The sequence below is a fragment of the Helicobacter pylori genome, from assembly GCF_014496965.1.
GTDB classification, from domain to species: domain Bacteria; phylum Campylobacterota; class Campylobacteria; order Campylobacterales; family Helicobacteraceae; genus Helicobacter; species Helicobacter pylori_CZ.
In genome coordinates this window covers 27,829-49,080 of sequence record NZ_JACTCR010000010.1, presented here as the reverse complement: position 1 = coordinate 49,080, position 21,252 = coordinate 27,829, and the positions used below count along the sequence as shown (strand labels likewise).

At 40.0% G+C, this 21,252-nt stretch carries 21 protein-coding genes and 1 pseudogene; 12 read left to right on the top strand and 10 right to left on the bottom strand.

Translation table 11 applies throughout. The features are described from left to right. The first annotated feature begins 30 nt into the window (after nt 1-30). From rplT to H7O61_RS04955, 4 genes are all read left to right on the top strand, one after another. Nucleotides 31-381, top strand: coding sequence for a 50S ribosomal protein L20 (gene rplT, locus H7O61_RS04970; protein ID WP_001264156.1), 351 nt, complete (start codon nt 31-33; stop codon nt 379-381). 200 nt (nt 382-581) lie between these two features. Continuing rightward, nucleotides 582-1,442, top strand: coding sequence for an outer membrane protein (locus tag H7O61_RS04965; protein WP_187875317.1), 861 nt, complete (start codon nt 582-584; stop codon nt 1,440-1,442). A 506-nt stretch (nt 1,443-1,948) separates the two neighbouring features. Further along, nucleotides 1,949-2,380, top strand: coding sequence for a DUF1104 domain-containing protein (locus H7O61_RS04960; protein WP_187875316.1), 432 nt, complete (start codon nt 1,949-1,951; stop codon nt 2,378-2,380). A gap of 153 nt (nt 2,381-2,533) precedes the next feature. After that, nucleotides 2,534-2,674: a hypothetical protein gene (locus H7O61_RS04955; protein WP_158511581.1), complete on the top strand. Its 141-nt coding sequence runs from the start codon at nt 2,534-2,536 to the stop codon at nt 2,672-2,674. Here the strand turns inward: H7O61_RS04955 and H7O61_RS08060 are convergent. Next, a pseudogene (locus H7O61_RS08060) lies at nt 2,675-2,865 on the bottom strand (hypothetical protein). On the opposite strand from H7O61_RS08060, the gene H7O61_RS04950 reads away from it, so the two are divergent. Further along, a complete protein-coding gene (locus H7O61_RS04950; RefSeq protein WP_187875315.1) occupies nt 2,789-3,646 on the top strand; it encodes a hypothetical protein in 858 nt (285 codons plus the stop codon). The pseudogene H7O61_RS08060 and the gene H7O61_RS04950 overlap by 77 nt on opposite strands. Before the next feature lie 291 nt (nt 3,647-3,937). Here H7O61_RS04950 and H7O61_RS04945 read toward each other — a convergent pair whose 3' ends face one another. From H7O61_RS04945 to H7O61_RS04935, 3 genes are all read right to left on the bottom strand, one after another. Continuing rightward, nucleotides 3,938-4,117: a hypothetical protein gene (locus H7O61_RS04945; protein WP_162148107.1), complete on the bottom strand. Its 180-nt coding sequence runs from the start codon at nt 4,115-4,117 to the stop codon at nt 3,938-3,940. A gap of 432 nt (nt 4,118-4,549) precedes the next feature. Continuing rightward, nucleotides 4,550-5,917, bottom strand: coding sequence for an L-serine ammonia-lyase (locus tag H7O61_RS04940; RefSeq protein ID WP_187875314.1), 1,368 nt, complete (start codon nt 5,915-5,917; stop codon nt 4,550-4,552). Beyond that, complete coding sequence (locus H7O61_RS04935) at nt 5,917-7,158, bottom strand: serine/threonine transporter (protein ID WP_187875313.1); 1,242 nt, start codon at nt 7,156-7,158, stop codon at nt 5,917-5,919. The genes H7O61_RS04940 and H7O61_RS04935 overlap by 1 nt, the downstream gene beginning before the upstream one ends. A 181-nt stretch (nt 7,159-7,339) precedes the next feature. On the opposite strand from H7O61_RS04935, the gene H7O61_RS04930 reads away from it, so the two are divergent. Next, nucleotides 7,340-8,689 (top strand): class II 3-deoxy-7-phosphoheptulonate synthase, encoded by a 1,350-nt coding sequence (locus tag H7O61_RS04930; RefSeq protein WP_187875312.1) that lies wholly within the window; start codon nt 7,340-7,342, stop codon nt 8,687-8,689. A 289-nt stretch (nt 8,690-8,978) separates the two neighbouring features. Then, complete coding sequence (locus H7O61_RS07970; RefSeq protein ID WP_001222899.1) at nt 8,979-9,113, top strand: HP0135 family lipoprotein; 135 nt, start codon at nt 8,979-8,981, stop codon at nt 9,111-9,113. Nucleotides 9,114-9,343: 230 nt separating this feature from the next. On the opposite strand, the gene H7O61_RS04925 is transcribed toward H7O61_RS07970, so the two are convergent. From H7O61_RS04925 to H7O61_RS04910, 4 genes are read right to left on the bottom strand one after another with little or no spacing between them, the layout of a single operon-like run. After that, nucleotides 9,344-9,802: a peroxiredoxin gene (locus tag H7O61_RS04925; protein WP_000412964.1), complete on the bottom strand. Its 459-nt coding sequence runs from the start codon at nt 9,800-9,802 to the stop codon at nt 9,344-9,346. Nucleotides 9,803-9,811: 9 nt separating this feature from the next. Beyond that, nucleotides 9,812-10,447 (bottom strand): LutC/YkgG family protein, encoded by a 636-nt coding sequence (locus H7O61_RS04920; protein ID WP_079339313.1) that lies wholly within the window; start codon nt 10,445-10,447, stop codon nt 9,812-9,814. Next, nucleotides 10,440-11,885: a LutB/LldF family L-lactate oxidation iron-sulfur protein gene (locus tag H7O61_RS04915; RefSeq protein WP_000417267.1), complete on the bottom strand. Its 1,446-nt coding sequence runs from the start codon at nt 11,883-11,885 to the stop codon at nt 10,440-10,442. The genes H7O61_RS04920 and H7O61_RS04915 overlap by 8 nt, the downstream gene beginning before the upstream one ends. Before the next feature lie 28 nt (nt 11,886-11,913). Then, the gene (locus H7O61_RS04910; protein ID WP_187875311.1) at nt 11,914-12,642 is read right to left on the bottom strand and encodes a (Fe-S)-binding protein; all 729 of its coding nucleotides are present in this window, start codon (nt 12,640-12,642) and stop codon (nt 11,914-11,916) included. Nucleotides 12,643-12,862: 220 nt separating this feature from the next. Here H7O61_RS04910 and H7O61_RS04905 point away from each other — a divergent pair, with 220 nt between their 5' ends. Together H7O61_RS04905 and H7O61_RS04900 are read left to right on the top strand one after the other, a co-directional pair. Beyond that, nucleotides 12,863-14,512, top strand: coding sequence for an L-lactate permease (locus H7O61_RS04905; protein WP_187875310.1), 1,650 nt, complete (start codon nt 12,863-12,865; stop codon nt 14,510-14,512). A 48-nt stretch (nt 14,513-14,560) separates the two neighbouring features. Next, nucleotides 14,561-16,216 (top strand): L-lactate permease, encoded by a 1,656-nt coding sequence (locus H7O61_RS04900; RefSeq protein WP_187875309.1) that lies wholly within the window; start codon nt 14,561-14,563, stop codon nt 16,214-16,216. A gap of 23 nt (nt 16,217-16,239) precedes the next feature. Here H7O61_RS04900 and H7O61_RS04895 read toward each other — a convergent pair whose 3' ends face one another. Further along, nucleotides 16,240-17,226, bottom strand: a complete 987-nt coding sequence (locus H7O61_RS04895) for an adenine-specific DNA glycosylase (RefSeq protein ID WP_187875308.1) — start codon at nt 17,224-17,226, stop codon at nt 16,240-16,242. Continuing rightward, a complete protein-coding gene (locus H7O61_RS04890) occupies nt 17,227-18,675 on the bottom strand; it encodes a DASS family sodium-coupled anion symporter (RefSeq protein WP_187875307.1) in 1,449 nt (482 codons plus the stop codon). It abuts the gene before it with no gap. Between the two features lie 169 nt (nt 18,676-18,844). Here H7O61_RS04890 and ccoN point away from each other — a divergent pair, with 169 nt between their 5' ends. Genes ccoN through H7O61_RS04875 form a run of 3 tightly spaced genes read left to right on the top strand, consistent with a single transcriptional unit; the run spans nt 18,845 to nt 21,251 of the window. After that, the gene (gene ccoN, locus H7O61_RS04885) at nt 18,845-20,311 is read left to right on the top strand and encodes a cytochrome-c oxidase, cbb3-type subunit I (protein WP_001929161.1); all 1,467 of its coding nucleotides are present in this window, start codon (nt 18,845-18,847) and stop codon (nt 20,309-20,311) included. Nucleotides 20,312-20,323: 12 nt separating this feature from the next. Next, nucleotides 20,324-21,022, top strand: coding sequence for a cytochrome-c oxidase, cbb3-type subunit II (ccoO, locus tag H7O61_RS04880; protein ID WP_187875306.1), 699 nt, complete (start codon nt 20,324-20,326; stop codon nt 21,020-21,022). 10 nt (nt 21,023-21,032) lie between these two features. Continuing rightward, complete coding sequence (locus H7O61_RS04875; RefSeq protein ID WP_001868213.1) at nt 21,033-21,251, top strand: cytochrome c oxidase, cbb3-type, CcoQ subunit; 219 nt, start codon at nt 21,033-21,035, stop codon at nt 21,249-21,251. Nucleotide 21,252 lies beyond the last annotated feature (1 nt).

The following is a 21,252-nucleotide window of genomic DNA, read 5'->3' as shown; positions in this document are numbered from 1 at the left end:
TAAAAATATTTTAAAAAGAAAGGTAAAGAAATGAGAGTTAAAACAGGCGTTGTGCGCAGAAGACGCCATAAAAAAGTCTTAAAACTCGCTAGAGGGTTTTATAGTGGCAGAAGAAAGCATTTTAGAAAGGCTAAAGAACAGCTTGAAAGGAGCATGTATTACGCCTTTAGGGATCGCAAACAAAAGAAAAGAGAGTTCAGGAGTTTGTGGGTGGTAAGGATCAATGCGGCTTGCAGGATGCACGATACAAGTTATTCGCGCTTCATGCATGCTTTAAAAGTGGCTAACATTGAATTAGACCGCAAGGTTTTAGCAGACATGGCGATGAACGACATGCAAGCTTTTAAGAGCGTGTTAGAGAGCGTGAAAGAGCATCTTTAACCTCTATTGGCTGTTAAGGTTTTAGTTTTAGCCTAAAAAAGGTGAGAGGATTTAGGAATTTTTACTAAAAAGTTCCTAAAATTGATTTTTATTTCAATTTATTCTCATTCAATCGCTATATTTAATCAAAAAGAAAGCAATTTTATAGTAGAATGTAGCATTTAGAACTCAAATAGAGAAAATGTAGAAGGAAGGAATACATGAAGAAATCTGTTATAGTAGGTGCTATCTCTCTAGCAATGACGAGCTTGTTGTCAGCAGAGACCCCTAAGCAAGAAAAAGCTGTTAAGACTAGCCCTACCAAAAAAGGTGAAAGAAATGCTGCTTTTATAGGGATTGATTACCAGTTGGGTATGCTTAGCACTACCGCTCAAAATTGTTCCAATGGCAATTGTAATGGTAATCAAAGTGGGGCTTATGGCTCTAACACGCCTAACATGCCCACAGCGTCAAACCCCACAGGAGGGCTTACCCATGGTGTTCTAGGGACTCGTGGGTATAAAGGCTTGAGCAACCAACAATACGCTATCAATGGTTTTGGGTTTGTTGTAGGGTATAAGCATTTTTTTAAGAAATCCCCACAATTTGGAATGCGTTATTACGGATTCTTTGATTTTGCAAGTTCTTATTATAAGTATTACACTTATAACGATTATGGCATGAGAGACGCTCGCAAGGGTTCTCAAAATTTCATGTTTGGCTATGGGGCTGGCACAGATGTGTTGTTTAACCCAGCTATTTTCAATCGTGAGAACTTGCATTTTGGGTTTTTTCTTGGCGTTGCGATTGGTGGCACCTCTTGGGGTCCAACAAACTATTACTTTAAGGACTTGGCTGATGAATATAGAGGGAGTTTCCACCCATCAAATTTTCAGGTCTTAGTGAATGGTGGGATTCGCTTAGGCACTAAACACCAAGGTTTTGAAATTGGCTTGAAAATCCAAACCATCCGCAACAATTACTATACCGCTAGTGCGGATAATGTCCCTGAAGGGACTACCTATAGATTCACTTTCCACCGCCCCTATGCCTTTTATTGGCGTTACATTGTAAGCTTTTAAGGTGTTTTAGGGTTAATTTATGGGGGGGTATAGAAAAGGGCTTTGGCTCTTTGTGGTCTTTTATGACTTTCTTTTCTTATGCTAAAGCCGTTATCAAGCGTTATCATAAACTCACTAAACAATAGCGTGGCGTCAGTCATTGCAAGCAGCCTATCTAATCAAAAGATAGCACAGATTGTTGATTATAAAAAATGTTCAAAGGCATTTTTTAAAAGATTAAACAATGAAAGAGCTTGCGTCAAGCAACCGATATTCTCTTAAAAAGGCGATCTTCTTGGGTTAGGGGATTTAGTTGGGGTTGTAGGGGAACTATTTCAAAATACCCCTATCCCCTTAGTTTTGCATTAAAACAAAGTAACCAAAATCCCATTTTTTAAAAAAATGAAAGAGCGTTAATAAATAAGGTTTATCAATATTTGATGAGAATAAGGAATATAAGTTATTTTTAATGGAGTAGGTGGTAAAATCCTTGCGATTTCATTTTATTTTTGAATTGGGAGCATTTGATGAAAAAATTGGCGTTTTCTTTATTATTTACAGGGACTTTTTTGGGGCTTTTTTTGAATGCGAGCGATTTTAAGAGCATGGATGATAAGCAACTATTAGAGCAAGCAGGGAAAGTCGCTCCTAGCGAAGTTCCAGAGTTTCGCGCAGAAGTCAATAAACGATTAGCAGTGATGAAAGAAGAAGATCGTAAAAATTATAAAGCGGATTTTAAAAAAGCGATGGATAAAAATTTAGCTTCTTTAAGCCAAGAAGATCGCAACAAGCGTAAAAAAGAAATTCTTGAAGTCATTGCTAACAAAAAGAAAACAATGACCATGAAAGAATACCGCCAAGAGGGGTTGGATTTGCATGATTGTGCATGCGAAGGCCCTTTTCATGATCATGAAAAAAAGGGCAAAAAAGAGAAAAAATCAGGCCATCATAAGCATTAGCGCTTAGGGTGTGCTAACTTTTTTTGATTTTTGTAAAAATACGCCGTAATTCTCTAGCTTTTGGCTAGGGGGATGTAAGGCGTTTTTTTTGTTATAATTCTGTTATAGCGTTTGAGCACTTAAAATAGAGGTTGCCTGCTTGGTGGGTGGGCTTTGTTGATTTTAAAATCCTTTAGCTGTGAAGGGCATGCCAGTTTTTTAGAGTTAAAGTTTTTGGAGTGTTTGTATTTTTTGGATATTTATAGTATCATACCCAATAATAAAGACCCTTTGAAAGCCTGTATTTTAAGATGACTAAAATGGCTTGAATTCTAGGTGGTTTTTTATCAATAGAAGAAATTTCAAAAGAGAGCTTATGAAGAACAGTGTCTATTTTTGTTGCGGTTATATATTAATTAGGAGTTTGGTGTGAAACGGATTTTATTTTTTTTAGTAGCTACGACTTTTTTGTTGAGAGCAGAAACGGATTCTGCCACTATTAACACTACAATTGATCCCAATGTTATGTTTTCTGAAAGCTCCACAGGGAATGTGAAAAAAGACCGCAAAAGGGTTTTAAAGAGTATGGTTGATTTAGAAAAAGAGCGCGTGAAGAATTTTAACCAGTATTCTGAAACCAAGATGAGTAAGGGCGATTTATCCGCTTTTGGAGCTTTCTTTAAGGGGAGTTTGGAAGATTGCGTGGAGCAAAAGATTTGTTACTATGAGCATAGGAATGGTAAGGTTTCTTTTGTGGTGAATGACAGAGAAAAGTTTTATAAGCATGTGCTTAAAGACTTAGGGACAGAACTTTCACTCCCCTTGTTCAATTGGCTTTACAAAGGCTCGGATTTTGGGGCTTTGCATGAGCAGTTTGGGGATATGTATGATGGGTATATCAAATATTTGATCAGTATGGTTAGGGTGAGCCAAAAAGAAAAGGCTAGAAAACTGGATGCAGTCGCTCTTAAAAAAATGGAAGAACAAGCTGAAAAAGACACCAAAGCAGCGTTTCAAAAGAGGAGCAATGGGGAGCTTCAAAACCATACTGATAGCCCTGAATTTATAAGTTCTTCTAAGAAAACACAGACTTCTAATCCGGATCTAGACCCTATGACTAACGCTAACACGCTCAAAGAAACAGCTTCAAAAGAGCCAGAGACTTCTTCAAAAAAGGAAAAAAAGCCCAAGAAAAAACGACGCCTTTCAAAGAAAGAAAAGCAACAACGGGCCTTGCAACAAGAGTTTGAAAAGCAAATTAGCGACTCTAGTAAGTCTGAAAAATAGTAAAATAGTTAGCCTACCTTTTTAGGGGGCTTTCAACAAATCTCTTAAGCACTCCTTTTTAGGCTTTATATTTGGGCTTTTAGCTCCCTATCACTCTATCCTAGTGTTTAAGGCTATCTTTTTAAAAACCACCGCTTTTTTAAAATCTTTAGACTTTAAGCTTCTTGGCTTTTTTTGTGGTAACGATTGGTAAGCTTAAGGTTTTGTTACGCAAAAATCTTTGAATATAATGGTTGATAGAGTTAAAAATAATCTCCTTTTAAAACTCCTTAGCAGAAATCCCAAATATCTTTAGCGTTTGGAATGAATGCCACTTAATTCATAGTAATATCCCCATTCGTATCTAGTATAGGAAGTGTGAAAAGTTACGCCTTTGGAGATGTGATGTGTGAGAGAGAATGCGTTGGAGCTTAAACTCTGTAAAATCTCTACGATAGGGATACAGAGTGAGAACCAAACTCTCCCTAACATCAGTCTAGGAAGCCCAAAGCGTCTTTGGCGATTGGGCGCTTCACGATATTTCAACGCATTTTATGAAAGCGTGTAAAAATTTTTGGTTTTATTTTAATGGAATATTAGTAATCAAATTTAAAAAATACCTTTGAGTATTTTTACAATCAAAATAAAAAGCTTGTGTAAGCAAGCGATCGTTTTTCATGATGCGCTCTTAGGGGATTTTAAAAAAGGGGGTTGTAGGGGAATGATTTCAAAAGGCCTCCTATCCTTTTATGAGTTTTAAATAAACTTTTTACTATAAAATGGAATCCAAAACGATGGAATAACACCTTAAACCCTATTTTTTAATTTTCTAAGAATATTAAAGTTGGACAAGGCTATTGGTATTTGATAAAAAACAAAGCCTTTTATTTTGAACTTAAAACCCCTAAAGGTTTATTTTAACCCTTAGCATTTTAAGGTTTTGGCTAACCCTCCTAACGAAGTCTCTTTGTATTTTTCATTCATGTCTTTCCCAGTCGCATACATCGTAGCGATCACTTCATCCAGGCTCACTTTAGGTTTGTATTCATCTTCTAAGGCCAATTTAGAAGCGCTAATCGCTTTAATCGCTCCTAAAACATTGCGTTCAATGCAAGGGATTTGCACCAAGCCCCCCACCGGATCGCATGTCAATCCTAAATGGTGCTCCATAGCGATTTCACTAGCGATCAAAACCTGTTGGGTGGTCGCTTGGCACAAATGGGCTAACCCCCCTGCAGCCATAGAGCTTGCCACGCCAATTTCAGCCTGACACCCGGCTTCTGCGCCGCTCAAGGAAGCGTTTTTCTTGTAAAGATAGCCAATCGCCGCGCTAGTGAGTAAAAAATCATTAATAGCCTTTTGCGATAAATTTTCAAACAAATGGTTTTTGGCGTATAAAAGCACGCTTGGCACTACCGCGCACGCCCCATTAGTAGGGGCGGTTACCACCTTGCCTCCGCTAGCGTTTTCTTCGGCAATGGAACGAGCGTAAAGCGAAATGTAATCAATCAAGGCTAAGGGGTCTTTCCCGCTTGTGGGGTGCTTTTCTAGGCGCGTTTTAACGCTTGGGGCTAATCGTGTTACTTTCAAAGAACCAGGCAGATACATTTCTTTAGAATTAGCCCCATTATGATAACACTCAAGCATCGCATGATAGATTTTAGTCATCGTTGTATCAGGGTGGTTTTTGAGGGCGTTTTCTCTCAAACGCACGATTTCAGCGATGCTTTTTTGGTGTTTTTGGCACAATTCTAGCAGCTCTTTAGCGCTTGAAAAATCATAGGCAATGCTTTCATTTTCACCCTCTTTAGATAAGTTGTCTAATTCTTTTTCAGTATAAACAAACCCTCCACCAACAGAATAATAAGTCTCTTCTTTTAAAACCTCATTTTTAGCGTTAAAAGCTTTTAGAATGAGGGCGTTTTGGTGTCTGGCTAAAGGTTTGTTGTCAAAAATCAAATCTTTAGAATAATCAAATTGAATGTTGCGTTGGTTAGCGAGTCTTAAAACTTTATTCTCAAGTGCTTCATGCAATAAGGCTTTTTTGGTTGTTGCTTCCAATTCGTTAGCATAAATATCATGCAAGCCAATTAAAACCGCCTCATCGCTCAAATGCCCTTTACCGGTCAAGGCTAATGAGCCATGCAAGGTGATTTGAACGCGTTCAATCTGCTCTAAAATGCCTTTTAACAACCCGCAAAATCTCGCCCCAGCTTCCATAGGCCCTATGGTGTGTGAAGAGCTAGGCCCCACGCCGATTTTAAAAATGGATAAAATGGAAAAACTAGCCATTAAAATAGTCCTAAAAACACGCTCAAAGCCGTCAAGCTCCCAAAGACAAACACAAAAATATCCACTTTGAAGTTTCTAAAACGCTTCAAACTAGAAACGCTATAAAAAGCGACCATGGGCATCACAAACAGAATGAGCGCGATAATGGGGCCGCCTAAATTTTCAATAAAATCCAAGATATTAGGGTTAATATAAGCCACCAGCGTGATGGTCAGCCATAAAAAAATCGTTACGCTAACGCTCAAGGTTTTAGAAGCTTTTTTCAATTTTAAACTTTGGATAATAATGCCTTCTAAACCCTCCTTAGCCCCATAATAATGCCCAAAAAAAGATGAAAAAATCGCTAAAAAAGCCACCACAGGCCCCGCATAGTTGATTAAGGGGTTGTTTAAAGTGTTAGCAAAATAGCTTAAAATGGGGATATTTTGTTCCCTTGCTTTCACAAAATCATCAGCATTCAAGCACATGACACACGAAAACACAAAAAACATCACAAACCCTAAAAGCATCAGCGATGTCCCTAATTCAATTTGATTGAGTTTATACTCTTTGAAAGCGCCGTATTCTTTTCCCACATTTTGAGTGAAGGTTGAAATAATGGGGCTATGGTTGAATGAAAACACAAGCACCGGTAAGGTTAGCCAAATCGCTAACACAAATTCTTTAAAACTCGGCACCACAAAAAGATTAGCGCCTTGCCAATAAGGGATAAGATATAAAGAAAAAAGCAATAAAATCAAGCATAAAGGATACACTAAAGCGTTACAAATGCGCGTCACAATCGTAGCGTTAAAAACCATCACCAACATCATTAAAGAAACTAGCGCTACAGCCAGTAAGCCCCGATGAAAAGGCGCTAAATGCAACTGGTTGGTGAAAAAATGATCAAACACGTTAGTGATGCCCACCCCATAAGCCAAACAAATAGGATAAATCGCCAAGAAATAAAGCAAAGTGATAAGAAAACCCCATTGAGCACCAAAATGAGAGCGAACGACCATGGTAATGTCTTCTTGATCTTTAGATCCTATGAAATAAGCTAAAGCCCTATGCCCCAGATAAGTTAAAGGGAAAATGATCGCGCTCATTACCACAATAGCCCATACCCCATGCCCACCGGCTCTAATAGGCAAAAATAAAATCCCAGCCCCCACCGCCGTGCCAAATAAGGACGCCATCCAACGCAAATCAAACAAGTTGAGTTTTTTAGGATCTCTTGTAACCGCTTTTTCTTGTACCATGCTATTAAACCGCCCTTTTAATCGTGTTAAAGAGTTTTCATTGTAGCATAAAGCTTTTTATGATTGGGGTTTTTTGAGATTGAGAGGTGGTTTTGGGCGCGCATTTATTTTCTAAAATCCACGATTTAACCCGCACAAGCTATAATAACGCTTAAAAAAAGATTAATAAAGGATTATAGAAATGTCAAACACAACCTGGTCGCCAACTTCATGGCATTCTTTTAAAATAGAGCAACACCCCACTTACAAAGACAAGCAAGAATTAGAAAGGGTCAAAAAAGAATTGCGCTCCTACCCTCCCTTAGTGTTTGCTGGCGAAGCGAGAAACTTGCAAGAGCGTTTAGCCCAAGTCATTGACAATAAGGCGTTTTTGTTGCAAGGGGGCGATTGCGCGGAGTCGTTTTCCCAATTTAGCGCTAACCGAATTAAAGACATGTTTAAAGTGGTGATGCAAATGGCGATTGTCTTAACTTTTGCTGGCTCTATACCGATCGTGAAAGTGGGGCGCATTGCCGGGCAATTTGCCAAGCCTCGCTCCAATGCGACTGAAATGCTGGATGATGAAGAAGTGTTGAGTTACAGAGGGGATATTATCAATGGGATTTCCAAAAAAGAAAGAGAGCCAAAGCCTGAAAGAATGCTTAAAGCCTACCATCAAAGCGTAGCGACTTTAAACCTTATCAGAGCTTTTGCCCAAGGCGGGTTAGCCAATTTAGAGCAAGTGCATCGTTTCAATTTGGATTTTGTCAAAAACAACGACTTTGGGCAAAAATACCAGCAAATTGCTGACCGGATCACGCAAGCTTTAGGGTTTATGCGAGCATGCGGGGTGGAGATAGAAAAAACGCCTATTCTTAGGGAAGTGGAATTTTACACCAGCCACGAAGCGTTACTGCTCCATTATGAAGAGCCGTTGGTGCGTAAGGATAGTTTGACTAACCAGTTTTATGATTGCTCCGCGCACATGCTGTGGATTGGCGAAAGGACAAGAGATCCTAAGGGTGCGCATGTGGAGTTTTTAAGGGGGGTTTGTAACCCTATTGGCGTGAAAATCGGGCCTAATGCGAGCGTGAGCGAAGTGTTAGAATTGTGCGATGTTTTAAACCCGCACAACCTTAAAGGGCGTTTGAATTTGATCGTGCGCATGGGTTCTAATATCATTAAAGAGCGTTTGCCTAAACTTTTACAAGGGGTGTTGAAAGAAAAACGCCACATTTTATGGAGCATTGATCCCATGCATGGCAACACGGTCAAAACCAACTTGGGGGTTAAAACAAGGGCTTTTGATAGCGTGTTAGATGAAGTGAAAAGCTTTTTTGAAATCCATAGGGCTGAAGGGAGCTTGGCTTCAGGGGTTCATTTGGAAATGACAGGAGAAAATGTTACAGAATGTATCGGTGGCTCGCAAGCGATCACCGAAGAGGGTTTGAGCTGCCATTACTATACGCAATGCGATCCAAGACTAAACGCCACCCAAGCCCTAGAGCTCGCTTTCTTAATCGCTGACATGCTCAAAAAACAACGCGCTTGATTGAAATCAAAATAATAAGAGGCTTTAGTCAAGCGATCGTTTCTTCTAATGCGTTTTATAGGGGGATTTAGTTGGGGGTTGTAGGGGGAGAGTTATTTCAAAATACCCCAGTTATCCCCTTAAGAGAATGAGTTTTACATAAAATAAAGTTTTAAAAATTAAAGAATAATAAGGTTAAATAAGGTTTTGAGTGCCGACATTTGATGAAAACAGAGCTAAATATTAATCTATCTTTAACTCTTTTTCTTTATAATTATCGTAAGCATTTTAATATTCAAAGGAGCTTAGAATGAGAATTTCTCTTTTAGCTGTAATTTTAGCGTTATTGTTTGTGGCTTGCCATGAAACTAAAAAACAAATTTTGCAAAACGAAGCCGATAGCACCCCCTCAGAAAAGACCATTTGGCAACCTGAACAAAAATAAAAATTTAAAAAAGCTAAAAAGCGTTTTTTACCATCAAATTAAAAGGGCTTGATTTTATTAAATAGTGTTTTAAAAAGCGTTTTTGTGGGGTTATTGTCGCAAAATAACCCTATTTTTTATGAGTTTTAGCGTAAACATAAAAAATAAAAGTTTTTGTTAAATAAGACTCAACCAATGTTTGAAAAGAGTAGAGCCTTAGAGTTTGAGGATTAAAAGGCTTGAGAGCGAAATTACAAACTCTCTAAAACCTTTTGAGCATGCCCTTTCGCTTTGACATTGTAGAAGCATTTTTCTAAAACGCCTTGCGTGTTGATAATGAAAGTGGAGCGGATAATCCCCAAATGCTCCTTCCCATAAAGCATGCGTTTGCCATAAGCTTTGTAAAGATTGGCCACTTTTTTATCTTCATCGCAGAGCAAGATCACATTCAAAGAGCATTGGCTGATAAATTTTTGATGCGATTGAGAATTATCAGGGCTTACGCCCACGACAACAGCGTTTTTCTTTTCAAATTCGCTAAACAGAGCGCTAAAGTCTTTGGCTTCTAAGGTGCATCCGGGGGTGTTGTCTTTAGGGTAGAAATACAACACCACTTTTTTATGGAGCAAATCTTTTAAAGAAATCTCTACGCCATCGCTGTTTTTCAATCTAAAATCAGGGGCTAATTGCCCCACTTCTAATTTTTCCATTCTTATCCTTTAATAGAGAATGACAGCGACTTTTTGAGGCCCATGCACCCCAAAAACGGTTTTCAATTCAATGTCGGCTGTCCGGCTAGGCCCGCCAATAAGGAGCATGTTTGTGGGTAATGCGCCGTTTTGGCTTTGATTTTTTAAAGCTTGCACGCCTTCACTCAAGTTGCGCACAATGGATTCTTTCTTCAATAAAATAATGCAATTAAGGGTGATGAGCGAAAGCAATCGTGGGCTTGCATGCGAAGAAACCGCCCCAATCATGCCCAAGCTTGAAATCCCACAAACCCCATGCAATAAAGCCGTATCAATCTCAAACAATTCTTCACGCATCGCTTCAATTTCTTTGTCATAGGGCTGTAAAGTGAAATCCTTAAACGCTTCAAAATTCAAATTTAAATCCGTAGAGTGTAAGACTTTTTTGCTTTGAAAATTTTCTAAAGCCTTTAAAATGGCTTGCTCTAAATTCTCTTTAGCGCTTTCAATGACTTCGGCTTTATTCAATATTTGAAAATGCTTGTATTCTTCCACCAAGTCTTCAAACTCCACTTTAATGATATTTCTATAAATAGGGTTTGCTCCCTTAATGGCATGCTTGGCTTTGGCTTCTTTAATGCGCTTTAAAATAAGCTCTTTACTCATAAATCACCCCTTCTAAGTGCTGGACTTTGGCATGCAAACTCGTGTCCATATTGGGTAAGGTTCTCACGCTCGCCCACTCTTTGACTAAAGGCAGTATGGGGGCTAAAAGCTTGCCTAAAGGCGAGAAAAATTGAGCCATTTTCAATTGGAAACGCCACTTGGCCCCATCGCTTGCCATTTTGGCAAACATTTTCATAGAGAATTTTTCCATCCCGCTGTGTTGGGTGCTTTTAGCCCCCTTGACCACGCCCCTGCCCTCGCCCACTTTATCCGATCGTAAATCTCTGATGAGTTCCGCTAAAGGGATTTCTACAGGGCATACTTCAGTGCAACGCCCACAAAGGCTGCACAAATTAGGGATATGCCCGTAATTATTCAAGCCAAAGAGTTGGGGGGATACCACCACGCCTATGGGGCCAGGATAAGTAGAAAGATAGGCATGCCCACCGATTTTATCATACACAGGGCAGTGGTTCAAACAAGTCCCGCAACGAATGCATGAAAGAGCGCGGTAATACTTTTCATCAGCCAAAATATTGGAGCGGTTGTTGTCTAATAAAATGATGTGGGCTTCTTTAGGGCCGTCTAAATCGCCCTCTTTTCTGGGGCCTGTGATGATGTTTTGATAGCAAGTGATAGGCACGCCCACTGCGCTTGGGGCGAGCAAATTGTTTAAAATCGCCGCATCATCAAAGCTTTCTACTAATTTTTCAATCCCGCAAATAGCGACATGCACATCGCATGCGGTGGTGCTCATTCTGCCATTGCCTTCATTTTCCACTAACCAAATCGCCCCCTCATTAGCGATAGCGAAATTAACCCCACTAATCCCCATTTTAAAGCTTTCAAATTCTTTGCGCATGTGCTTTCTGGCGATCGCATTGAGCTTTTCAGGCTCTTCTTCATAAGCGGCGTTGAGTTTTTCTTCAAAAATCTTACCGATTTGCTTGCGGTTTTTATGGATGGCTGGCACGACAATATGCACAGGGTGTTCATTAATGAGTTGGATAATCAATTCGCCCAAATCCGTTTCTTGCGCTTGAATGCCCTTTTCTTTCAAGTAATGGTTCAAGCCAATTTCTTCGCTCGCCATGGATTTTTGTTTTAAAATGCGCTTGATATTCTTTTCTTTGGCGAGGTTGTAAATGATTTCATTAGCTTCATCGCCGTCTTTAGCGTAATGGATTTTAAAGCCGTTTTGAGTGGCGTTTTTTTCAAACAATTCCAAATACTCATCAAGCCTAGATAAAATTTTAAGCTTGACTTCTTTGCCTAATTCCCTTAAATTTTCCCATTCGCTGTAACGATTTTTAATCAAATTCTTACGATTAGCCCTTAAGGTGTCCATTGCAGAACGCAAATTTTCCCTTAATTGCATATCGCCTAATTGGTCGGTGATGATTTCTTCGTATTCTTGGTCGCTGTGATATTTTTCCATGATTATTCCTTAAAACAATTCTTTAATGTTAAAGCCCAAGCCTTGAGACTAAAAAGTCATAAAAATGCATGGGTTTTGTGGGAGAGCCCATTTTTTGCATAGCGGTGCTGATATTCATCAAACACCCCGCGTCCGCTGAAACAATCACATCCACTTGACGGCTTTCTATGTCTTTAATCTTTTCTTTAACCATAACCGCTGAAATTTCAGGCTCTTTGACTGAAAAAGTCCCCCCAAACCCGCAACATTCTTCTTCTTTTTCCAATTCAATGAGTTCCACATTTTTAAGCTGTCTGATGAGATTTTTCGCCGAGTCAATCACTTTAGCCACCCTTAAGGCATGGCAATTAGAATGCCATGTGATTTTAAGGTGTTCGCCCTTATCTTCATATTTGACTTGCAATTTTTTATCCAAAAATTCGCTCAATTCATACACCCTAGAGCAAAAATCTTTAACCATGTTAAATTCCGCATGCCCTTCAAACAATTCCAAATAATCATGCCGCATCATCCCTGTGCATGAACCGCTAGGCAAGATAATAGGGTAGTCATTATTGGAATAAAGTTTGATATTGTATAAAACGACTTTTTTTGTTTCTTCATAATATCCTGAGTTGTAGCTTGGCTGGCCACAACATGTCTGGTCTTTTTTAAAAACCACTTCCAAATTTTCCTTACGGAGTAATTTGATAGCGTTAAGCGATGCGTTGCTGTATATGGCTGCTCCTAGACAAGTAGCAAAGAAATTGACTTTCAAAGAAGGCTCCTTAAAATTCCAAATTAAGAGTTTCAAACATAATATAATACTCAAAATTAGTAAGATTGTAATCACAAGTTGATAAACCCACTCGCTCAAACATTGTTACTAAAATAAACCACAAAACCATTAAATTTGACTTAATATTAAATGCTACTTAAAATTAGTTTTTTCTTTTAAGTAAGATAAAAAAATACTTTTAATTATTCAAGGAAAATTTATGGAATTTTATCAAGTCTATGACCCATTAGGCCATATTTGGCTGAGCGCTTTAGTCGCACTTTCGCCTATTGCGCTCTTTTTTGTCTCTCTTATTGTTTTTAAACTTAAGGGGTATAGCGCTGGGTTTTTAAGCTTAGCGCTTTCAATCCTTATCGCGTTATTCGTGTATAAAATGCCCGCTCAAATGGTGAGCGCGAGTTTTTTCTATGGCTTTCTTTATGGCTTATGGCCGATCGCTTGGATTGTGATCGCTGCGATTTTTCTTTACAACCTTTCAGTGAAATCCGGGTATTTTGAAATTTTAAAAGAAAGCATTTTAACCCTAACTCCGGATCATCGCATCTTAGTGATTTTGATTGGCTTTTGTTTTGGCTCGTTTTTAGAAGGAGCTATTGGTTTTGGAGGCCCGGTAGCGATCACAGCGGCAATTTTAGTGGGCCTTGGGCTAAACCCCTTATACGCTGCCGGGTTGTGTTTGATCGCTAACACCGCTCCTGTAGCTTTTGGCGCGGTGGGTATCCCTATCACGGCGATGGCTAGCGTGGTGGGTATCCCTGAATTAGAGATTTCTCAAATGGTGGGCAGGGTGTTACCCATTTTTTCCATTGGTATTCCTTTTTTCATCGTGTTTTTAATGGATGGCTTTAGAGGGATTAGAGAAACCTTTCCTGCAGTGGCCGTTACGGGCTTTAGCTTTGCTATCGCGCAATTTTTAAGCTCTAATTATTTAGGGCCGCAGCTTCCGGATATTATTTCAGCTTTAGTGTCATTGATTGCTACCACTTTATTTTTAAAATTCTGGCAGCCCAAGCGCATTTTCACCAGCAATGGCAAAGAGCCTACAATCAGCACAAAAAAGCACCATATTTGTAAGGTGGTTGTGGCGTGGATGCCTTTTGTGTTGCTCACTATTACGATTATCATATGGACGCAACCCTGGTTTAAAGCGCTCTTTAAAGAAGGCGGGGCTTTGGCGTTTTCTAGCTTTGCGTTTGAATTCAATTCTATCAGTCAAAAGATTTTTAAAACCGTTCCCATTGTTACTGAAGCGACCAACTTTCCTGTCGTGTTTAAATTCCCTCTGATTCTAACAACAGGCACTTCCATTTTTTTAGCCGCTCTTTTAAGCGTGTTTTTGTTGCGCGTGAAAATCAGCGATGCGATAGGGGTGTTTGGGGCTACTTTAAAAGAAATGCGCTTGCCGATTTTAACCATTGGCGTGGTTTTAGCGTTTGCGTATGTGGCTAATTATAGCGGCATGAGCGCTACGCTCGCTTTAGCGTTAGCAGATACCGGGCATGTTTTCACTTTCTTTTCGCCTGTTGTAGGCTGGCTTGGGGTGTTTTTAACCGGAAGCGATACGAGTTCCAATCTTTTATTTGGATCTTTACAAATGCTCATCGCTACACAGCTTGGCTTGCCTGAAGTGCTTTTCTTAGCGGCCAACACTTCAGGGGGCGTTGTGGGCAAAATGATAAGCCCTCAAAGTATCGCTATCGCTTGCGCAGCGGTGGGGTTAGTGGGGAAAGAGAGCGAATTGTTCAGATTTACAGTAAAATATTCTATCGCTTTGGCGATCATTATGGGGATTGTCTTCACTCTTATCGCTTATGTCTTCCCCTTTATTATTCCAGTTACTCCTACTTAATGGAGGGGGTTTAGGGGAGTAAGAGAATATTTTTTAAGGGGATTTTTAGTGTCAGAATTTCATCAAGTTTATGACCCTTTGGGTAACATTTGGCTGAGCGCTCTTGTGGCCTTATTGCCGATTTTATTATTTTTCTTATCTTTAATGGTTTTTAAACTCAAAGGTTATGCAGCGGCCTTTTTGAGCGTGGCCTTATCAGCCATTATTGCGGTTTTAGTGTATAAAATGCCTGTTAGCATGGTGGGTTCAAGCTTCCTTTATGGCTTTCTTTATGGCTTATGGCCGATCGCTTGGATCATTATTGCGGCGATTTTTTTATACAAACTCAGCGTTAAATCCGGCTATTTTGAAATCTTAAAAGAAAGCGTTCAGTCCATCACTTTAGATCACCGCATTTTAGTGATTTTGATTGGCTTTTGTTTTGGCTCGTTTTTAGAAGGGGCGATCGGCTTTGGAGGGCCTATTGCCATCACAGCAGCGATTTTAGTGGGGTTGGGGTTAAGCCCTTTATATGCTGCTGGGTTATGCCTAATCGCTAACACCGCTCCTGTGGCTTTTGGCGCAGTGGGTATCCCTATAAGCGCGATGGCGAGCGCGGTAGGGGTGCCAGCGATCTTAATTTCAGCCATGACGGGTAAAATCCTCTTTTTTGTGAGCTTGTTAGTGCCGTTTTTTATTGTGTTTTTAATGGATGGTTTTAAGGGGATTAAAGAAACTTTTCCGGCCGTTTTTATCGCGGCTTTTTCTTTCGCTGGCGCGCAATTTTTAAGCTCTAATTATTTAGGGCCAGAATTGCCCGGCATTATTTCAGCCCTTGTCTCACTCGTTGCGACAGCGCTCTTTTTGAAATTTTGGCAGCCTAAAGCGATTTTTAGAAGCGACGGCAAAGCGATCTCATTCACTAAAAGTAACCATCATATCTGTAAAATCTATGTCGCTTGGTCTCCTTTTGTGATTTTGGTTTTAGTGATTGTGTTATGGATACAGCCTTTTTTTAAAGCCTTGTTTGAAAAAGATGGCTTGTTAGCTTTTTCTAATTTTTATTTTGAGTTCAATAACATCAGCAACCACATCTTTAAAAGCCCGCCTTTTGTAGAAGCCAATCAAAGCGTGAGTTTTCCTGTGGTGTTTAAACTTCTCTTAATCAACACGGTTGGCACTTCCATTTTTTTGGCCGCTCTCATTAGCATGCTCGTTTTAAGGGTGCGAGTGAGCGATGCAGTGAGCGTCTTTGGCGAGACTTTGAAAGAAATGCGCTACCCCATTCTCACCATTGGTTTAGTCTTAAGCTTTGCTTATGTGTCTAATTATAGCGGGATTTCTTCCACTCTAGCCTTAGCACTCACGCATACCGGTTTGGCTTTCACTTTTTTTTCGCCCTTGATCGGGTGGGTAGGCGTGTTTTTAACCGGGAGCGATACGAGTTCTAATCTTTTGTTTGGCTCTTTACAGCAGCTCACCGCCCAACGATTGCAACTCCCTGAGATTTTAACCTTAACGGCTAATACCGTGGGTGGCACTTTGGGCAAGATGATAAGCCCTCAAAGCATCGCTATCGCTTGCGCGGCAGTGGGGTTAGCCGGGAAAGAGAGCGAATTGTTCAAATTCACGGTTAAATACTCCCTTATTTTTGTAGCGATCATGGGAGTCGTGATCAGCGCGATCGCGTATTTGATTCCTGAAGTGGTGCCTGCGATAAAGTAGAATTATTTTGGATTTGGTAGGGTTTAACCCCCAAATAAATTTTTTTGTTTTAAAAAATTCAGGATTTTAAGCGTCATAGAGCTTATAGGTAAGGTCTCTAAATCTTTAAGGCTATAAAAACGAATAGGGTTTTTTAAATCCTTTATCGCAGCTGAATAGAGGTTTAAATTGAGCTTGAATTTAGTGTGGCTGTGTTTGATAGCGCCTAAAAAGGGGAGTTTACATTCTAAATCCTCTTTTAAATTAGGGAAATGGTGCATGCCCAAATAGAGTTTTTGCTCTATTTTTTCTAAAGCGATTTGGTTATTTTGGATCACAACGCCTAAGTAACGCTCTTCTTGAATGATTTCTTGTTTTTTCTTAAGCGTGTGTTTTTCTAGGTGGTTTTTACCCAAACAATAAAGATTGAAAGGGCAAATCGCGCATTTGGGTTTAGGGGAGCAGATTAAAGCCCCTAGATCAATTAAGGCTTGGTTATGATTAAAGCTTTCATTAAGATTGAGAAAGTCATTCGCTTTAATTTGTAAGTCTTTAGCGTGGATATTAGGATCTAAACCAAAAAGCCTTAAAAGTACGCGCTTGACATTAGCGTCCACGCATGCGGTTTTTTCCCTAAAGCCAAAACATAAGATCGCGTTAGCCGTGTATGCGCCAATCCCAGGGAGCTTTAACAGGCTTTGATAGTTATTAGGTAGCTGTGAGTGGTGTTCTTTAACGCAAATTTCAGCGCTTTTTTTTAAATTTTTAGCCCTTGAATAATAGCCAAGCCCTCGCCATAACAATAAAACCTCCTCTAATTGAGCGTTCGCTAAGTCTTTTAAAGTGGGGAAAGCTTCTAAAAAAGGGGAATAAAAACGCTCAACCACCGTGCTGATTTGGGTTTGTTGGCTCATCACTTCGCTGATATAGACTTCATAAGGGGCGTTAATGCCCTTTAAATTCCTAAAGGGTAAATCCTTTCGCCCAAATTCTTCATACCATTTTAAAAGAGCGTTGTGTAAAGTTTCCAACTACAACCACCTAAAAGCGATGAATTTGACCCAAGGCGTGCAAACGCTTAAAAACACGATTAAATACAAAAAGCCAAAAATAAACCCCCATTTCCAAAAATCCTTGCTTTGAATATACCCGCTCCCGTAATAAATGGTGGATGGGCCTGTGCCATAGGGCGTTAAAATCCCCATAATCCCTAAAGAGAGCATTAAAAATAAGCTCAATTCTTGCAAATTGACCCCTTGAAGGCGCGAACCAATCCCCACAAAAAGCGCGAACAACGCGCTCACATGAGCGGTGATGCTAGCGAAAAAATAGTGCGACAGATAAAAAAGAGCGACGATAAACAATACCGCTATTAACGGATCCAAGTTAGCATGCTCTAAAAAATTTTGAGCCGCATTGCCGATAAAATTTAAAAAGCCCACATTTTTAAGCCCGCCAGCCATCGTGAGTAACGATCCCAGCAATAAAAAAATGTTGAACGCGCTCTTGTTTTTAATGATGTCTTCATAGCTTACAATCTTACAAAACGCCATTAACACCATGACAATCAAAGCCGTCGCGCTCGCATGCAAGCCTAAAGATTTGCCAAAAATCCAACCCAGTAAAGCCAATAAAGTGAGGCTGAGCATTAAAATTTCTTTTAAAGAAAACCTCCCCATGCTTTCTAATTCTTTTTTAGCCCACAAACTCACTTCTTTTGAGCCTTTTAAGGTGGGTTTGCAGGTTTTATACGCCAATAAAGGCACGAGTAAGATCAAAACCACCCCACAAGGCAAGAACGCCAAAAACCACGAAAACCATGAAATTTCATTCACGCCCATTTTGGTAGCGATTTCCATTGCTAGGGGGTTAGGGGCGAGCGCGGTTAAAAACATGGACGAAGTGATGCAAGTTGAAGCCAAAGCGACCCACATCAAATAAGCGCCGATTTTGTTAGGGTTATTACTAGGAGTAGAACCCATTAAGGGCGGGATAGAAGAAACGATGGGATAGAGTATGCCCCCACTTCTAGCGGAATTGCTAGGGATAAAGGGGGCTAGACACAATTCGCTCAAACTGATCGCATAGCCCAAACCTAAAGGGGTTTGCCCTAAAAATCTAATCAGTAAAAGAGCGATCCGTTTCCCTAACAAGCTTTTTTCATACCCTAAACCTAAAATAAAAGCGACAAACACAAGCCACACCGTTTTATTCGCATACCCGCTCAAACCCCACGAAATGGCCTTATTAGTGCTCGCTACTTCACTGCTCGCCCCAATTTTTAACGCTATACACAACACTAACGCGCTTAACGCTATCAAACCTGATGGCACCGGCTCTAAAATTAGCCCTATAATCATGCCCATGAAAATACAAAAATAAAGCCATGCGTTAGGGTTTAGCCCGTCTGGTGCGCCTAAAAAATACAATAGCGTTGCGATGAGAAAAGGGGCAAGGATTGAGAGGGTTTGTTTAATCATATGTAGCCTTTAGCCAAAGGTAGTAATAATTTGGCTTAAAAATATCATTCAAATGGGATTGAGTTATTACAATGTTACAGAAAAAGATTAAAAATTAAGCTTTTTGAAAAAGATAAAACTTTATAATTATGTTTATCTTTGTTGAATTTACTACAAATAGGAGTATTGCATGCAAGAAAATGTGCCTTTGAGTTATGATTATTCCATTAGCAAATTGTTTCTTTATGCGATGATCGCTTTTGGGATAGTAGGCATGTTGATAGGGATCGTGTTAGCCTTTGAGTTATCCTTCCCTAGTTTGAACTACATTGCAGGGGAGTATGGCGTTTTTGGCCGCTTACGCCCCTTACACACGAATGCGGTGATCTATGGTTTCACTCTTGGGGGGATTTGGGCGAGTTGGTATTATATCGGTCAAAGGGTGCTTAAAATCACTTATTACCAACACCCCTTTTTGAAAATTGTAGGGTTATTGCATTTTTGGCTCTGGATTCTTCTTTTAGTCCTAGGGGTTATTAGCTTGTTTGCTGGTCTTACTCAATCTAAAGAATACGCTGAATTGATGTGGCCTTTAGATATTATTGTGGTTGTGGCATGGGTGCTATGGGGGGTTAATATGTTTGGGAGCATGAGCGTTAGAAGAGAGAATACTATTTATGTGTCTTTGTGGTATTACATCGCTACTTATGTGGGTATAGCGGTGATGTATATCTTCAATAACCTTTCTATCCCCACCTATTTTGTCGCTGATATGGGGAGCGTTTGGCATTCTATTTCTATGTATTCAGGCAGTAATGATGCGCTCATTCAATGGTGGTGGGGGCATAATGCGGTCGCTTTTGTCTTTACGAGTGGGGTGATTGGCACGATTTATTATTTCTTGCCTAAAGAGAGCGGTCAGCCTATTTTTTCTTACAAACTCACTTTGTTTTCTTTTTGGAGTTTGATGTTTGTTTATATTTGGGCGGGCGGGCATCATTTGATTTATTCCACCGTGCCTGATTGGGTACAAACCCTTTCTAGCGTGTTTTCAGTGGTATTGATCTTGCCTTCGTGGGGGACAGCGATTAACATGCTTTTAACGATGAGAGGCCAATGGCACCAGCTCAAAGAAAGCCCTTTGATCAAGTTCTTAGTTTTAGCCTCAACTTTCTACATGCTTTCCACGCTAGAAGGATCCATTCAAGCCATTAAAAGCGTGAACGCCTTAGCCCACTTCACCGATTGGATTATAGGGCATGTGCATGACGGCGTGCTTGGGTGGGTAGGCTTCACTTTGATTGCGAGCATGTATCACATGGTGCCTAGGCTTTTTAAAAGAGAGATTTATTCAGGGAGGCTTGTGGATTTCCAATTCTGGATCATGACTTTAGGGATTGTGCTTTACTTTTCGTCCATGTGGATTGCAGGGATCACGCAAGGGATGATGTGGAGGGATGTGGATCAATACGGGAATCTCACTTACCAATTCATTGACACGGTTAAGGCGCTAATCCCTTATTACAATATTAGAGGCGTTGGGGGTCTTATGTATTTTATTGGATTTATTATTTTTGCTTACAATATTTTTATGACAATCACGGCAGGCAAAAAATTAGAGCGTGAGCCCAATTACGCCACGCCTATGGCCAGATAAGGGAGGTTGAAGATGTTTAGTTTTTTAGAAAAAAACCCATTCTTTTTCACTCTTGCGTTTATTTTCGTGTTTTCTATTGCAGGCTTGGTGGAGATTTTGCCTAACTTTTTCAAATCCGCTCGCCCCATTGAAGGCTTAAGACCTTACACGGTTTTAGAAACAGCGGGGAGGCAAGTTTATATCCAAGAAGGTTGCTATCATTGCCATTCCCAACTCATTCGCCCTTTCCAAGCTGAGGTGGATCGATACGGCGCGTATAGTTTGAGTGGGGAGTATGCGTATGACAGGCCATTTTTGTGGGGTTCTAAAAGGATTGGCCCTGATTTGCACAGGGTGGGGGATTATCGCACAACCGATTGGCATGAAAAGCACATGTTTGATCCCAAAAGCGTTGTGCCACACAGCATCATGCCCGCCTATAAGCATTTATTCATAAAAAAGAGCGACTTTGACACCGCTTATGCAGAAGCTTTGACACAAAAAAAGGTTTTTGGCGTGCCTTATGACACAGAAAACGGCGTGAAATTAGGGAGCGTGGAAGAAGCGAAAAAAGCCTATTTAGAAGAAGCTAAAAAAATCACAGCCGATATGAAAGACAAGAGGGTGCTAGAAGCGATTGAGAGAGGTGAAGTGTTAGAAATTGTGGCTTTGATCGCTTATTTGAATAGCTTGGGTAATTCCAGGATCAACGCCGATCAAAACGCTAAATAAGGGGTGAATGATGGATTTAGAAAGTTTGAGAGGTTTTGCGTATGCGTTTTTTACCATTCTTTTTACGCTCTTTTTATACGCTTATATTTTTAGCATGTATAGAAAGCAAAAAAAAGGCATCGTGGATTATGAGCGATACGGATACTTAGCGTTAAATGATGCTTTAGAAGATGAGTTGATTGAACCACGCCATAAAAACGCTCATGATAATGGCATAAAGGAAAGTTGAA

What these genes read in the sequence shown, in the direction of transcription:
- rplT (WP_001264156.1), top strand. Translation starts at nt 31, where the DNA reads ATGAGAGTTAAAACAGGCGTTGTGCGCAGAAGACGCCATAAAAAAGTC.
- H7O61_RS04965 (WP_187875317.1), top strand. Translation starts at nt 582, where the DNA reads ATGAAGAAATCTGTTATAGTAGGTGCTATCTCTCTAGCAATGACGAGC.
- H7O61_RS04960 (WP_187875316.1), top strand. Translation starts at nt 1,949, where the DNA reads ATGAAAAAATTGGCGTTTTCTTTATTATTTACAGGGACTTTTTTGGGG.
- H7O61_RS04945 (WP_162148107.1), bottom strand. Translation starts at nt 4,117, where the DNA reads ATGTTAGGGAGAGTTTGGTTCTCACTCTGTATCCCTATCGTAGAGATT.
- H7O61_RS04940 (WP_187875314.1), bottom strand. Translation starts at nt 5,917, where the DNA reads ATGGCTAGTTTTTCCATTTTATCCATTTTTAAAATCGGCGTGGGGCCT.
- H7O61_RS04935 (WP_187875313.1), bottom strand. Translation starts at nt 7,158, where the DNA reads ATGGTACAAGAAAAAGCGGTTACAAGAGATCCTAAAAAACTCAACTTG.
- H7O61_RS04930 (WP_187875312.1), top strand. Translation starts at nt 7,340, where the DNA reads ATGTCAAACACAACCTGGTCGCCAACTTCATGGCATTCTTTTAAAATA.
- H7O61_RS07970 (WP_001222899.1), top strand. Translation starts at nt 8,979, where the DNA reads ATGAGAATTTCTCTTTTAGCTGTAATTTTAGCGTTATTGTTTGTGGCT.
- H7O61_RS04925 (WP_000412964.1), bottom strand. Translation starts at nt 9,802, where the DNA reads ATGGAAAAATTAGAAGTGGGGCAATTAGCCCCTGATTTTAGATTGAAA.
- H7O61_RS04920 (WP_079339313.1), bottom strand. Translation starts at nt 10,447, where the DNA reads ATGAGTAAAGAGCTTATTTTAAAGCGCATTAAAGAAGCCAAAGCCAAG.
- H7O61_RS04915 (WP_000417267.1), bottom strand. Translation starts at nt 11,885, where the DNA reads ATGGAAAAATATCACAGCGACCAAGAATACGAAGAAATCATCACCGAC.
- H7O61_RS04905 (WP_187875310.1), top strand. Translation starts at nt 12,863, where the DNA reads ATGGAATTTTATCAAGTCTATGACCCATTAGGCCATATTTGGCTGAGC.
- H7O61_RS04890 (WP_187875307.1), bottom strand. Translation starts at nt 18,675, where the DNA reads ATGATTAAACAAACCCTCTCAATCCTTGCCCCTTTTCTCATCGCAACG.
- ccoN (WP_001929161.1), top strand. Translation starts at nt 18,845, where the DNA reads ATGCAAGAAAATGTGCCTTTGAGTTATGATTATTCCATTAGCAAATTG.
- ccoO (WP_187875306.1), top strand. Translation starts at nt 20,324, where the DNA reads ATGTTTAGTTTTTTAGAAAAAAACCCATTCTTTTTCACTCTTGCGTTT.
- H7O61_RS04875 (WP_001868213.1), top strand. Translation starts at nt 21,033, where the DNA reads ATGGATTTAGAAAGTTTGAGAGGTTTTGCGTATGCGTTTTTTACCATT.